Annotated in this window: 12 protein-coding genes; 8 read left to right on the top strand and 4 right to left on the bottom strand. The window is 73.5% G+C overall.

The genetic code is table 11. From position 1 onward, the window contains the following. The first annotated feature begins 31 nt into the window (after positions 1-31). Positions 32-1,789 carry a cytochrome c oxidase subunit I gene (ctaD, locus tag NLX85_RS05635; protein ID WP_254331938.1) on the top strand — a complete coding sequence of 586 codons (1,758 nt, stop codon included), beginning with the start codon at positions 32-34 and terminating at the stop codon, positions 1,787-1,789. A 362-nt stretch (positions 1,790-2,151) separates the two neighbouring features. On the opposite strand, the gene NLX85_RS05630 is transcribed toward ctaD, so the two are convergent. Genes NLX85_RS05630 through NLX85_RS05615 form a run of 4 tightly spaced genes read right to left on the bottom strand, consistent with a single transcriptional unit; the run spans position 2,152 to position 8,004 of the window. Beyond that, positions 2,152-3,387 (bottom strand): MFS transporter, encoded by a 1,236-nt coding sequence (locus NLX85_RS05630; protein ID WP_254331937.1) that lies wholly within the window; start codon positions 3,385-3,387, stop codon positions 2,152-2,154. Between the two features lie 40 nt (positions 3,388-3,427). Beyond that, positions 3,428-4,009, bottom strand: a complete 582-nt coding sequence (locus tag NLX85_RS05625) for an isochorismatase family protein (RefSeq protein WP_254331936.1) — start codon at positions 4,007-4,009, stop codon at positions 3,428-3,430. Between the two features lie 13 nt (positions 4,010-4,022). Next, complete coding sequence (locus NLX85_RS05620; RefSeq protein ID WP_254331935.1) at positions 4,023-5,309, bottom strand: nicotinate phosphoribosyltransferase; 1,287 nt, start codon at positions 5,307-5,309, stop codon at positions 4,023-4,025. A gap of 16 nt (positions 5,310-5,325) precedes the next feature. Beyond that, the gene (locus tag NLX85_RS05615; protein ID WP_254331934.1) at positions 5,326-8,004 is read right to left on the bottom strand and encodes a LuxR C-terminal-related transcriptional regulator; all 2,679 of its coding nucleotides are present in this window, start codon (positions 8,002-8,004) and stop codon (positions 5,326-5,328) included. A 197-nt stretch (positions 8,005-8,201) separates the two neighbouring features. Between NLX85_RS05615 and NLX85_RS05610 the strand changes: the two genes are divergently transcribed. The 7 genes from NLX85_RS05610 to NLX85_RS05580 all read left to right on the top strand — a co-directional run bounded on the left by NLX85_RS05610 (position 8,202) and on the right by NLX85_RS05580 (position 13,573). Continuing rightward, positions 8,202-9,767: a hypothetical protein gene (locus NLX85_RS05610; protein ID WP_254331933.1), complete on the top strand. Its 1,566-nt coding sequence runs from the start codon at positions 8,202-8,204 to the stop codon at positions 9,765-9,767. 115 nt (positions 9,768-9,882) lie between these two features. Further along, positions 9,883-10,173 carry an ATP-dependent Clp protease adapter ClpS gene (gene clpS / locus NLX85_RS05605; protein ID WP_091201734.1) on the top strand — a complete coding sequence of 97 codons (291 nt, stop codon included), beginning with the start codon at positions 9,883-9,885 and terminating at the stop codon, positions 10,171-10,173. Next, on the top strand, positions 10,170-10,673 hold the full coding sequence (locus NLX85_RS05600; RefSeq protein WP_254331932.1) for a DUF2017 domain-containing protein: 504 nt from the start codon (positions 10,170-10,172) through the stop codon (positions 10,671-10,673). Before clpS ends, NLX85_RS05600 begins: the two co-directional genes overlap by 4 nt. Before the next feature lie 55 nt (positions 10,674-10,728). Continuing rightward, on the top strand, positions 10,729-11,214 hold the full coding sequence (locus NLX85_RS05595) for a Mov34/MPN/PAD-1 family protein (RefSeq protein WP_091313004.1): 486 nt from the start codon (positions 10,729-10,731) through the stop codon (positions 11,212-11,214). Between the two features lie 71 nt (positions 11,215-11,285). Beyond that, the gene (locus tag NLX85_RS05590) at positions 11,286-11,621 is read left to right on the top strand and encodes a MoaD family protein (RefSeq protein WP_254331931.1); all 336 of its coding nucleotides are present in this window, start codon (positions 11,286-11,288) and stop codon (positions 11,619-11,621) included. 14 nt (positions 11,622-11,635) lie between these two features. Next, positions 11,636-12,601 (top strand): PLP-dependent cysteine synthase family protein, encoded by a 966-nt coding sequence (locus tag NLX85_RS05585; RefSeq protein WP_091312998.1) that lies wholly within the window; start codon positions 11,636-11,638, stop codon positions 12,599-12,601. A gap of 225 nt (positions 12,602-12,826) precedes the next feature. Beyond that, positions 12,827-13,573 carry an MBL fold metallo-hydrolase gene (locus NLX85_RS05580; RefSeq protein WP_254331930.1) on the top strand — a complete coding sequence of 249 codons (747 nt, stop codon included), beginning with the start codon at positions 12,827-12,829 and terminating at the stop codon, positions 13,571-13,573. Positions 13,574-13,868: the final 295 nt, after the last annotated feature.

Raw genomic sequence — 13,868 nt, 5'->3', positions numbered from 1 at the left:
GAGCGGGACAACCCAGAACCGGAGGCCACTCGTGACCACCGTCGCACCCAAGCCGGTCGTGACCCGGCCCTGGCCGGTCCGCGAGCCGGTCAAGGGGTCGGCCCTCGCGCGGCTGCTGCGCACCACGGACGCGAAGCAGATCGGGATCATGTACATGGTCACCGCGTTCGCGTTCTTCATGATCGGTGGCCTCATGGCCCTGATCATGCGCGCCGAGCTGGCGCGACCGGGGCTGCAGTTCCTGTCGCCCGAGCAGTACAACCAGCTCTTCACCATGCACGGCACGATCATGCTGCTGTTCTTCGCGACGCCGATCGTGTTCGCCTTCGCGAACTACGTGGTGCCGCTGCAGATCGGCGCGCCCGACGTGTCGTTCCCCCGCCTGAACGCGTTCGCCTACTGGCTGTACCTGTTCGGCGGCACCATGGCCACGGCCGGCTTCATCACCCCGGGCGGTGCGGCCGACTTCGGCTGGACGGCGTACACGCCGCTGAGCACCGCCGAGCACGCGCCGGGCGTCGGCGCGAACATGTGGGTGGTCGGCCTGGCCATCTCCGGTCTGGGCACGATCCTCGGCGCGGTCAACCTGATCACCACGATCCTGACCCTGCGCGCCCCCGGCATGACCATGTTCCGGATGCCGATCTTCACCTGGAACATGCTGGTCACGAGCCTGCTGGCGATCCTGGTCTTCCCGCTGCTGGCCGCCGCGCTCTTCGCGCTGGCCGCGGACCGCCTGATCGGCGCCCACGTGTACGACCCCGCCACCGGCGGCCCGATGCTCTGGCAGCACCTGTTCTGGTTCTTCGGGCACCCCGAGGTCTACATCATCGCGCTGCCGTTCTTCGGCATCATCACCGAGATCATCCCGGTCTTCTCCCGGAAGCCGATCTTCGGTTACAAGGGCCTGGTCGCCGCGACCATCGCCATCGCCGCCCTGTCGATGAGCGTGTGGGCGCACCACATGTTCGCCACCGGCCAGGTGCTGCTGCCGTTCTTCAGCTTCCTCAGCTACCTGATCGCCGTGCCGACCGGTATGAAGTTCTTCAACTGGATCGGCACCATGTGGCGGGGCCAGATCACCTTCGAGACGCCGATGCTCTTCGCGGTCGGCTTCCTGGTGACCTTCCTCTTCGGTGGCCTGACCGGTGTGCTGCTGGCCAGCCCGCCGCTCGACTTCCACCTGCACGACTCGTACTTCGTGGTGGCGCACTTCCACTACGTGCTCTTCGGCACCATCGTGTTCGCCGTCTTCGGCGGCATCTACTTCTGGTTCCCGAAGATGTTCGGCCGGATGCTCGACGAGCGGCTCGGCAAGATCCACTTCTGGCTGACCATGATCGGCTTCCACACCACCTTCCTGGTGCAGCACTGGCTCGGCGCCGAGGGCATGCCCCGCCGGTACGTCGACTACCTGCCCGGTGACGGCTTCACCTTCCTGAACACGCTGTCCACGATCGGCGCGTTCATCACCGGTATCTCGACCCTGCCGTTCATCTGGAACTGCTGGAAGTCGTACAAGACCGGTCCGGTGGTGGAGGTCGACGACCCGTGGGGCCACGGCAACTCGCTCGAGTGGGCCACCAGCTCGCCGCCCCCGCTGCGGAACTTCGACCGGATGCCGCGGATCCGCTCCGAGCGGCCGGCGTTCGACCTCAAGTTCCCCGAGCTGGCCGCCGGCACCAGCCTGGCCGGCCCGCCGGAGGGCGGCGCCAAGCCGCTGACCAGCGAGGCCGACGGTGGCGCCAGCTACCGCGAGGACACCGAGGGCCGGCTCGACAAGAGCTGACCCCGCCAGAACAAACGACGGGCGCCGCACCCCACCGGGGTGCGGCGCCCGTCGCCTTTCATCCCGCCCCGGCGCACACGGCCACCCCACCCCGACCGACCGCGCGCGCCTCTTGGGGACCGCGGGCGCGGTTGATCAAGAAGTTTGCGTCAGGAACGAGCCGAATCCTGACGCCAACCTCTTGATCGACGCGCTGACGGTGGGGGCGAGGGCGGGGAGGCCGGCCCGACACCCCCACCTCGCCGAGTTGGTGCTCGTCCGCGGGGCCCGGGGGCGTTGATCAAGGAGTTTGCGTCGGGAATGGGGCGGGTGCTGATGCAAACCTCTTGATCGATGCCCGTACCCGGGCCGCGGGGAGAAGGTCAGGGGGTCGCGGGGGCCAGTTCGGGGGTGGGGGTGAGGGCCTGGTCGCGGCGGTGGCGGATTTCGAGCGGGAGGACGGCCAGGGCGACCAGCACGCCGATCGCGCCGGTGACCGCGAACCCCCAGGCCGGCGCCGAGGCGTCGATCACCGCGCCGGCCAGCGGCGCCCCCAGCGCGATGCCGACGGTGACGGCCGAGCCGTGCAGGCCCATGGCCTCGCCGCGTACGCCGGCCGGGGCGAGCCGGCTCACCGCGTCCGAGGTCGAGGCGATGGACGGCGCGCAGAGCGCCCCGGCCGGGAACAGCGCCAGGCTGAGCAGCCACCAGTGCGCCCCGCCCAGCCCCACCGGGATGGTGGTCAGGCTCAGCGCCGCCACGAGAACCAGCGGCGAGAGCGAGCGGGTCACCGCCCCGTACGCGAAGCCGCCCAGCAGCGAGGCGATCGCCCACATGGCCAGGACGGCGCCGGTCCAGCCGACCTCGCCGCCCTCGCGCAGCACGGCGACCACCGCGACGTCGGTGCCGCCGAGCACGAGGGTGGCGGCCAGGCTGACCGCCAGGACGGCGAGCAGCCGGGGGGTGACCCACTCCCGTCGGGGCACCTTGCGGGCCGGGCCGGCCGGCTCGTCGGCGGCGCGGGTGGGCGGGTCGAGCAGCCAGAAGCAGATCCCGGAGGCGACGATCCCGGCGCCGACCGCCCACATGGTGAGCCGGGGCGACACGGCGGCGGCCATGGCCACGGCCAGCGCGGGGCCGACCATGAACGAGAGCTCCACCGACATCGAGTCGAGGGCGTACGCGGGGCGGCGCCGCTCGGCCGGCACCAGCGCGGCGACCGACTGCCGGACCACCGAGAAGACCGGCAGCGCGAGCAGGCCCGCCAGGAACGCGGTGGGCAGCAGAACGGGGTACGACAGGGTCGGCGCGCAGGCCCAGAAGACGCCCTCGGCGACCGTGGTGAGCAGCAGCACCGGGCGCAGCCCGCGCCGGTCGACCAGCCGGCCGAGCAGCGGGGAGCCGAGCGCGGCGCCGACGGTGGACGCGGCGCCCACCAGCCCGGCCGCGCCGTAGCCGCGACCGAGGTCGAGCACGACGTGGAAGGTGAGCGTCACGCCTGTCGCGGTGAGCGGGATGCGCGCCAGCACCGAGATCAGCAGCAACGACCGGAGACCGGGCAGGGCGAGTGCCTCCCGGTAAGGCTTCAAGTTCACGACGGTCCGTACCTCCGGCCGCAATCCTGGGCCGGGGGTACGACACCCGCAACCGATTACCCGCTCAAGCGGCCCTGATCACAGGCTCGCCGACCATGGCGACGCCGGCGCCCTCCAGCGACCGCAGCGCCACGTCCAGGGTGTCGGGCGCGACAGCGGCCGTGAGGTCCAGCAGGACGGTGGTCCGGAAGCCCTCCCGGGCGGCGTCCAGCGCCGTGGCGCGGACGCAGTGGTCGGTCGCGATGCCGACCACGTCGACCCGGTCGACGTCGTGCCGGCGCAGCCAGTCGGCCAGGCACTCGCCGTCGTCCGCGTGGCCCTCGAAACCGGAGTACGCGGCCGCGTGTTCGCCCTTGTGGAAGATCGCCTCCACCGGGCCGGTCTCCAGGTCGGGGTGGAACTCCGAGCCGGCGGTGCCCACGACGCAGTGCCGGGGCCAGGAGTCGACGTAGTCCGGCGGGTCACCGAAGTGCGCGCCCGGGTCGACGTGGTAGTCCTTCGTCGCGACCACGTGGTCCCAGCGCTGCGGCTCGGCGGCGAGCAGCCGGGAGATGCCGGCGGCGACGCCCGCCCCGCCGGTCACCGCCAGGGAGCCGCCCTCGCAGAAGTCGTTCTGCACGTCGACGATGATCAAGGCGTTGGCCATCGGATCGCTCCTCTCAGCTCGCGGGTACGACGGTCACCGGGACGGCCGGGTCGCCGCCGGAGAGCTTGAGCCCCTCCCAGGGGATGGAGATCAGGCACTCCCGCAGGTGCTCCCGGGACTCGTCGAGCGTGGGCAGCGCCACCGGCTCGCCCTCGACGACGAACGAGCGCTGGAGCAGCCGGTCGTTGGGCTGCCGGTCCGGCACCCCCTGCGGCACGATGATCTCCTCGGTGGCGGTGCCGGTGGGCTTGTGCCGGCGGACGGCCACCTTCCGGCCGCCGATGGTGGCCTTGTGCTCCGAGCGCTTGACCACCGGTCGCCCCTCCACCTCGACCAGCTTGTAGACCAGGCCGGCGGTGGGGGCGCCCGAGCCGGTCACCACGGCGGTGCCCGCGCCGTACATGTCGACCGGCTCGGCGGCGAGCGAGGCGATGGCGTACTCGTCGAGGTCGCCGGAGACGATGATCTTCGTCTCGGTGGCGCCAAGCGAGTCGAGCAGCTCGCGGGACTGCTGGGCGATCACCGCGAGATCGCCCGAGTCGATCCGGACCGCGCGCAGCTCCGGCCCGGCCACCGCGATGGCGTTGCGGATGCCCTGGCTGATGTCGTACGTGTCGACGAGCAGCGTGGTGTCCTTGCCCAGGGTGGCGACCTGCGAGGCGAACGCCGCCTGCTCGTCGTCGTGCAGCAGGGTGAACGCGTGCGCGGCGGTGCCCGCGGTGGGGATGCCGTAGCGCTGCCCGGCGGCCAGGTTGGAGGTGAACCGGAACCCGGCCAGGTACGCGGCCCGGGCGGCGGCCACCGCGGCCTCCTCGTGCGCCCGCCGGGAGCCCATCTCGATCAGCGCCCGGCCGCGGGCGGCGGTCACCATCCGGGCCGCCGCGGCGGCCACCGCGCAGTCGTGGTTGAGCACCGACAGCACAAGCGTCTCCAGCACCACGCACTCGGCGAAGGTGCCGGAGACGGTGAGGATCGGGGAGCCGGGGAAGAACAGCTCGCCCTCCGCGTACCCGTCGACGTCGCCGCTGAAGCGGTAGTCGGCCAACCACTGCGCGGCCCGGTCGTCCACCACGCCGGTGCGGCGCAGGAACTCGATCTCGTCGGGGTCGAACCGGAAGTCGCGGATCAGGTCGATCAGCCGGCCGGTGCCGGCGACCACGCCGTAGCGGCGGCCGGCCGGCAGCCGCCGGCTGAACACCTCGAAGACGCAGCGACGGTCGGCCGTGCCGTCCCGCAGGGCGGCGCTGACCATGGTCAGCTCGTAGTGGTCGGTCAGCAGCGCGGGGCGAAGGGTGCTCACCGCCCCAGCCTAGAGTTCAGGCCGGATCCGCGCCGTCGTGGCCCGGCATCGAGCGCAGCGCGGCCCGCAGCTCCGCCCGCCCGGCCACCCCGAGCTTGCTGTAGATCCGCTGGAGGTGGTTCTCCACCGTGCGGGTGGAGAGGAAGAGCCGCTCGGCGATGGCGCGGCTGGTCACGCCGTCGGCGGCGAGCCGGCCGATCTCCCACTCGCGCTCGGTCAGCGTCGGGCGGAGCAGCCGCAGCGCCGGCGTGGACACCTCGTCGCAGCGGCGGAGCAGGTCGGCGAGGCGCTCCCGGGCCGGGCCGGTGGCGCCGGCGCGGCCGCGGCCCATCCGGTGTAGCGCCATGGCGGTCGCCTCGGCGGCGTAGACGGTCAGCTCCCGGGCGGCGAAGCCGTCGGCCACGGCGAGCAGCTCGTCGGGGCCACCGTCGAGGGTGGCGCGGGCGTACCGGGCGACCAGCGGCGGCAGCACCCCGTCGACCTGCTCGGAAAGCTCCGCGAGGCGTTGCGCCACGGTCCGCCGGCCGCCGTCGGTGCAGCTCGGCCCGACCGCCGCGGCGGCCTGGTCGAACCGGACCAGGTCGAGCAGGACCAGCAGCTCGTGCCCGGCCAGGCCGTCCTCGCGCAGCCGGTCGGCGAGCGCGCAGAGGTGCTTGACGGCCGCCGGCAGGTCGCCGGCCACCGCGTGCACGGCGCCCCGGGCCTGCTCCAGCCAGGGGTAGAGCACCGCCATCCCGGGCGCGTGGGTCCGGTCCGCCTCGGCCATCGCCTCCGCCGCGTGCGTGGCGTCGCCGCGCAGCGCCGCCGCCTGGGCGCGCTCGGCGTGGGCCAGCCCGGCGTAGACGCGGCTGGTGGCGAGGACGGCGCAGGCGCCCAGGCTCGTCTTCAGCGCCTCGTCGCCGCGCCCGCGCAGCCGCGCCGCGTACGCCTGGAGGATGGCGAGATAGCCGGTGCCGAGCCGGAAGTCCCCGGCGCCGGCCAGGTCGGCGAACTCGTCGGCGACGATCGCGTCGATGCCGGCCAGGTCGCCGGAGAGCGCCAGGCGGGTGCCCCGGGCCAGCTCCATGGCGAGCTGGAGGTAGGGCATGTCGCCCCGCCAGCACGCCGCCTCGGCCTCCACCCGGGCGATCGCCGTGGCGCTGCGCCGGTACTGCCCCTGCGCGGCCTGAAGGTGCGCGAGGGTGCACCGGGCCAGCTCGCGTGCCGCCATCGGGGCGGCCGGCCGGTCGAGCACCGCCTGGGCCAGCCGGACCGCCGTCTCGATGTCCAGGCGGTGCAGCCGCATGATCGCCTCGAAGGCGCGGACGCGGGCCTGGTCGGCGGCGTCGGTCAGCTCGGCGCCCCGCGCGGCGATGTCCTCCACCGTGGACTCCCGGCTCAGCCCCCAGTAGCTCACCATGCCCCGGGCCGTCAGCCAGCGGCCGCGCCGCCGGTCGTCCTGGATCGCCCCGGCCACCTGGTCGAGGACCACGATGGCCTCCTCCGGCCGGTCGCCGAACATGAGGATGGTGGCGAGCAGTTCCGCCGCGTCCGAGCCACCCTCGCCGTCGAGCGCCGCCCGGGCCAGCCGGGTGGCCAGCGGCACGTCGTAGCGGCCGAAGGCCTGGGCCGCCGCGTCGAGCAGCAGGGCGGGGTCCTGCGCCGTGCCCGAGTCGAGCCGCCACACCGCGACGCGCAGCAGGTCGTCGCGGCGCCGCTTGCCGACGCGTTCCAGCAGCCCGGCCAGGGTGGCCTGGAGCCGGCGGGTGCGGCTGACCGGGCAGTGCCGGCGCATCACCTCGCCGTAGAGCGGGTGGGCCAGGCGGACGTTCAGCCGCCGGTCGTCGTGCACCATGGCGATCAGGCCGCGCTCCTCGGCGATCTCCACGTCGGCCGGGTCGACCGCCTGCTCCAGCAGTTGCAGGCCGAGCGGCTCGCCGAACGCGACAAGCTCGACCACGGCCCGTACGTCGGGCGTGAGCTGGCCGATGCGGGTGTCGATCAGGTCGGTGAGGCTGGGCGCCAGCTCCAGCCGGCCGGTCCACTTCCAGATGCCGTACCTCCGGCTCAGCTCGTCGCCGCCGGAGGCGGCCAGCACCAGCTCGCGCAGCAGCAGCGGGTTGCCGGCGGAGAGCCTGAACAGCCGCTCGGAGGAGCCGGCGTCGACCGGCCCGCCGAGGATCGCGGCGAGCAGCCCGGTGGTCTCGCTCGGGCCCAGCGGACCCAGCTCGACCAGGTCGACGAGGTCGTCGGTCCACAGGGCGCGGATCGGCAGCGGGATCTGCTCGCCGTTGCGCAGCGTGCCGAGCACCGTGGCGTTCTCGGAGCGGGCGATGAGGTGCACCAGCGCCGCCGACGGCGGATCGAGCAGGTGCGCGTCGTCGATGGCCAGCACGATCGGCCGGCCCGCGGCCTGCTCCTGGAGCACGTCGACCGCCCAGCGCAGGACACCGGCGGGGGAGAGGCCCTGCGGCTGGGCGGCCGGGAGCACCTGGACCAGGCCGCCGAACGGCAGCGCGGCCGTGGTGGCGCTGGCCGCGACGGACCAGACCGCGTAGCGGTCGGTGGGGAGGGCGGCCACCCCCTCGCGCAGCAGCCGGCTCTTGCCGACCCCGGCGCTTCCGCTGAAGAGCAGCCCGCGCCCCTCCGGGCCGCCGACCGCCGACGACAGACGGTTGAGCTCATCCGTGCGGCCGACGAAGTCCCACCGACTCATCGGTGCAGCATATCGACGGTGTTCCCTCCGCGGGCGTACCGTCACGCAGCGAAGTTGAGTAATCTGGTGATTACTCGTGAGTATCGGATGTGTTCGGTGTCGGATCCGCGACAGCCGTACTCTTCCGACATCCCCTGCGAGCAGGGATTTCCACGCGACCGGACCGCAACCCGGTCGCCTCACCGGGAGGCCGACTGATGAAGCCGGGTCCGCTCCCCGCGGTCGACGTGCCCGACCCCGACGGGTTCGCCGAGCCGCCCCGCTGCGCCCCGCTGCCCACCCGGCTCGGGGTGACCGAGCCCGGGCCGGAGGAGCCGCTGGCTGTCGTCGTCACCGGCCCGGCCGGCGCCGGCCGCCGCGAGCTGCTCGCCGGCCTGCTCGGGCTGGATCCCGGGATGCTCGCCGTGCCTGCCGGCAGCCACCTGCTCGTCAACCACGCCAAGGTGCCCACCCGCGCCGCCTACGTGCCGGGCTACCGCCAGCCGCACTCCTACGGCGCCGACCCGCTCGCCGCCGGTCCGGCGCTGGCCCGCCCGCCGCGCCGGGTGGAGCTGAGCCTGCCGGACCCGCTGCTGCGGCACTTCGCCGTGCTCGACACGCCGGACACCGGCGCCCTCGGGGTGGCCGGCGGCCGGGTGCTGCTCGACGCGGCGGGCCGGGCCGGCGCCCTGCTCTTCGTGATCTCCGCCGACCAGGCGTTCAGCGCGGCCGAGCTGCACCTGCTGGCCGAGGTGGCGCGCACCCGGGTCGAGGTGTTCTTCGCCGTCACCCCCGGCGTGGCCGGCTGGGCGGCGCCGGCGGACGGCACGACGACGGAGGACACGGGGGCGTCCGGGTCGTCGGCCGGCCGGTCCGGCCCGCCCGGCCCCGCCGCCCGCCGGTACGACCCGGTCGACGTCTCCGTGGCGGCGCACCGGGCCGCGCTGCTGGCCGCGGTGCCCGCGCTCGCACCGGCCCGCTGGTTCCCGGTCCGCCAGAACGAGCACTCGGTGCTGCGCCGCGCGCTGGTCGGCTGGGCCGCCGACGAGGGGCTGCGCCGGGCCAGCTCCCGCCCGCCGGAGCCGCCCGGCGCGCACGGCCGGGTGCCCGTGGTGGCCGGCGTCGAGCCGGCCGACCTCACCCAGCGGATCGACCGCCGGGCCCGCTCGTGCGCCCAGCGGATCCGCCAGCACCTCGCCCTGGAGCTGGCCGACATCCACCTCCGGGTGGTGCAGGAGATCGTCTTCGGGGTGGGCTGCGCAGGCCTGCCGCAGCTGCTCGACCGCGAGATGGAGGCGCTGTCGCTGCTGGCCACCGCGCAGTGCGACGAGGCGGTCCGGAGCATCGTCGACGACGCGGCCGCCCGGGTCTTCGGCGCGCCGCTCGCCGAGGGGGTGCGCCGCCGGATCGTGCACGCCGTCCGGTGGGGCCTTGCCGACCACCCGGACGGCCCGGAGCTGGATCGGGTGCTCCTGGTCACCAGCACGGCCGGGGTGGCCGGGCTGGCCGGGGCCGGCGCGCTCGACGCGCTGGCCGGCTGTCCGGGCGCGGAGCGCGACGAGGCGCTCCCGCCCGTCGGGGTGGCCCTCAACGGCGGGTGCTGGCAGCACTGGCGGGTCCCCGGCAACGCCGACCCGAACGCCGCCCGCTCCTGGGCCCAACGGGCGCTGCGCGAGGTCGAGCTGGAGCTGTCCCGCCAGGTGTCCCGCCGCTTCGAGGTGATCCGTCTCTCGCTGGGCGCGGTCCTCACCGATGCTGTCGACCACGGCATCCTGCTCGCCTGAGGTCGGGGCGGCCGCACGGCCGCGCGGGCCGGCGTACGCGGCCCGGGCGGGTGATCCCGACCGCCGCGCCGTTCCGGTTCATCGGTTCCCCGGATCCGGTGGCACGATGGGGGGCATGGCGGCTCCACAGGTTGCGCCGGTCGAGACGCCGGACACCGACGAGGTGCCGGTCTCCGACCGGCCTTGGGTGACCATCGTCTGGGACGATCCGGTCAACCTCATGACGTACGTGACCTGGGTGTTCCAGAAGCTTTTCGGATACAGCCGGGAGAAGGCCGAGCAGCTCATGCTGGACGTGCACCACAAGGGCAAGGCGGTCGTCTCCAGCGGCGCCCGGGAGCGGATGGAGCACGACGCGTCGCAGCTGCACGCGTACGGCCTCTGGGCGACGGTGGACCGGTCATGAGCATGTTCCGTCACCAGAGCGACCGCTACGTGGCCACCTTCGCGGTGGACGAGGTCCGGGTGCTGCGCAAGGTCGCCTCCGAGGTGGTGGGCCTGCTCACCGACGGCTTCGACCACGGCGACCCGGTCGTCGGCCGGCTCTTCCCCGAGGTCTACCCGGACGACGCGGCGGGCAGCGCGGAGTTTCGCCGCTACACCGAGGGCGACCTCAAGACCGCCAAGATCGACCAGGCCGGGGCGATCCTCGCCGCGCTGCCCGACGGCGAGGCCGGCGGCGAGGTGCGGCTGGACGCGGAGGCCGCCGAGGCGTGGCTGCGCGCCCTCAACGACGCCCGGCTGGCCATGGGCGTCCGCTTGGAGATCAAGGACGGCACCGACCTGGGCGAGGAGCTGGACGACGCGGTCGCCGAGGACCCCACCTCGTCGCGCGTGTTCCAACTGTCGGTCTACGCGTACCTGGGATATCTCCAGGAGTCCCTGCTCAACGCCTTGATCGACTGAGCCGTGACGGTCACCACCTCGCCGCCCGGGACCGCCAGGCGCTAGGCTGGGCGGCGTGCTGAGCATCGACCGGTCGATCATCGACGCGATCGTGGCCCACGCGCGCCGGGACCACCCGGACGAGGCGTGCGGCGTGGTCGCCGGTCCCGCCGGCAGCGACACCCCGACCCGGCACATCCCGATGGCGAACGCCGCGCGCTCCATGACCTTCTACGAGTTCGACTCGATGGAGCAGTTGCGGCTGTGGCGGGAGATGGACGACCGCGACGAGGAGCCGGTCGTCATCTACCACTCGCACACCGCGACGGAGGCCTACCCGTCCCGCACGGACATCTCCTTCGCTGGGGAGCCGGGAGCGCACTACCTGCTCGTCTCGACCCGCGAGCCCGACACCGAGGAGATCCGCTCCTTCCGGATCGTCGACGGCGTGGTCACCGAGGAGCCGGTCGAGATCGTGGCTGCCGTGGACCCGCACGCCGTCCAGTCCTACATGTTCGGGCAGAGCCCGGCGACGGTCGACTACGAGTGTTCCGACCGCTGACTTCCCAGCGCCGGCACACCTTTTCTTCCTTCCGTCACCTGGCAGCACCCGAACAAGGAGCACGAGACATCATGGCCATCGAGGTTCGCATCCCCACCATCCTGCGCAGCTACACCGGCGGCGCGAAGGTCGTCGAGGGCAGCGGCGACACCCTGGGCGACCTGCTCGCCGACCTGGACTCCCGGCACGCCGGCCTGCGGGCCCGGCTGGTCACCGACGCCGGCGCCCTGCACCGGTTCGTTAACGTCTACGTCAACGACGAGGACGTCCGCTTCCTCGGCGCGCTCGACGCCAAGCTCAACGACGGCGACAGCGTCACCATCCTGCCGGCCGTGGCCGGTGGCGCGTTCGGCTTCGCCGCGGCAGCGGCGATCGCCGGTCACCGCGCGGCCGTCGCCGCCCGCTGACGGCGGCGGGCGGCATGGCCAGGTACGACAGCCTGCTCGACGCCTGCGGCGGCACGCCCCTGGTCGGGCTGCCCCGGCTCTCGCCGACGGTGCCCGACGGGGCACCGCCGGTGCGGCTCTGGGCGAAGCTGGAGGACCGGAACCCGACGGGCAGCATCAAGGACCGGGCGGCCCTGTTCATGGTCCGCTCGGCCGAGGAGTCCGGCCGGCTCCGTCCGGGTGACACGATCCTGGAGCCGACCAGCGGCAACACCGGCATCTCGCTGGCCATGGTGGCCAAGCTGCGCGGCTACCGGCTGGTCTGCGTGATGCCGGAGAACGTCTCCACCGAGCGGGTCCAGCTGCTCCGGATGTACGGCGCGGAGATCATCTTCTCGCCGGCCGCGGGCGGCTCGAACCAGGCCGTCGCGACCGCGAAGCAGATCGCGGCCGAGCACCCGGACTGGGTGATGCTCTACCAGTACGGCAACGAGGCGAACGCCCGGGCGCACTACGAGACGACCGGGCCGGAGCTGCTGCACGACCTGCCGACCATCACCCATTTCGTGGCCGGCCTGGGCACCACCGGCACCCTCATGGGCACCGGGCGCTACCTGCGGGAGAAGGTCGACGGCATCCAGGTCGTCGCCGCCGAGCCCCGCTACGGCGAGCTGGTCTACGGGCTGCGCAACATCGACGAGGGCTACGTGCCCGAGCTGTACGACGCCTCGGTGCTCTCCCGGCGCTTCTCGGTGGGCACCCGGGACGCGGTGCTGCGGACCCGGCAGCTCGTCGAGGTGGAGGGGATCTTTGCGGGCTTCTCCACGGGGGCCATCCTGCACGCCGCCCTCGCGGTGGCGCACGAGGCGGTCCGCGACGGCCGCCGCGCCGACGTGGCGTTCGTGGTCGCCGACGGCGGCTGGAAGTACCTGTCGACCGGGGCTTACGGCGGCACCCTCGCGGACGCCGAGGACGCTCTGGAGGGGCAGCTCTGGGCCTGACGGCCCGCCGGTCGGTTCGGTCCGCGTACGCCGCCGACCGAACCGACCGTTACGTCCTGGGACCGGACGCGTGCGGGTGTCACGTTGATGACAACTTCCGGCGGATGATTCTTGCCCGACCGGGCCGACGCGTAGGCTGCGCAGCGTGGCGAACGCGTCGGTAGAGATCATCGGCGGGGCGACCGCCGGCGTGTCGACTACCGAGCGTGAGATCGAGGCGACCGGATGCGACTGACCGTTCTCGGCTGCGCCGGCAGCTTTCCCGGGCCCGAGTCCCCGTGTTCCGCCTACCTGCTGGAGGCCGACGGGTTCCGGCTGCTGATCGACTTCGGCTCGGGGTCGCTGTCCACCCTCCAGCGCTACGTCGGGCTCCACGCCCCCGACGCCATCCTCCTCACCCACCTGCACTGCGACCACATGCTCGACGCGGTCACCTACGTGGTGGTGCGCCGGTACGCCCCGGACGGCCCGTACCCGCCCATGCCGATGTACGCCCCCTCGGGCGCGCCGGACCGGCTGGCCAGCGCGTACGGGCAGGAGGACAGCACCGTCGAGGACGTCTACCAGTTCTACGGCCTCCAGCCGGGCACCTTCCCGATCGGCCCGTTCACCGTCACCGTCGACCAGATGAACCACCCGGTCGAGACGTACGGGGTGCGGCTGGAGCACGGCGGCCGGGTGTTCTGCTACTCCTCGGACACCGCGCCCTGCGACGCGCTGCTGCGCCTGGCCCAGGGCGCCGACGTGTTCCTCTGCGAGGCCAGCTACATGGACGGGGTGGAGAACCCACCGGACCTGCACCTGACCGGCCGGGAGGCCGGCGAGGCGGCCACCAAGGCGGGGGTGGGTCGACTGCTGCTCACCCACCTCGTCCCCGCCTGGGGCAGCGAGTCGCACACCGTGGAGTCGGCGGCCGGCGCGTACGCCGGGCCGCTCGAGGTGGTCCGCGCCGGCGCCTCCTACGAGGTCTGACCCCGCCGGCATCGCCGCCGGAGGCGCGAGTCCCGGTTACGCATCGTGCGGACGCGTCTGGTGACACTCCGTGCCCTGCTCGGGCCCGATGGCAGATGGCCGGTGCCCGCCTTTGCTCTGCAGCCATCCACGCGGCAGCTCGTCGACCTGCGGCTTGCCGACCGCCGTCCCGGTGGCCCGCGGCCGACGCCGATGACGGTCGGTAGCTGATGCGTCCGTGGCTGCAGAGCAAAGGCGCTCCGTGGCACCCGCCGGGGCGGCACGGCCGTCGCCGAGCGTGAGCTGTGCCGCGGCG

Source organism: Micromonospora sp. A3M-1-15, assembly GCF_024213425.1.
Classification (GTDB): Bacteria; Actinomycetota; Actinomycetes; order Mycobacteriales; family Micromonosporaceae; genus Micromonospora; species Micromonospora chersina.
The sequence above is the reverse complement of the archived record's forward strand: the minus strand, read 5'-3'. Positions and strand labels throughout refer to the sequence as shown.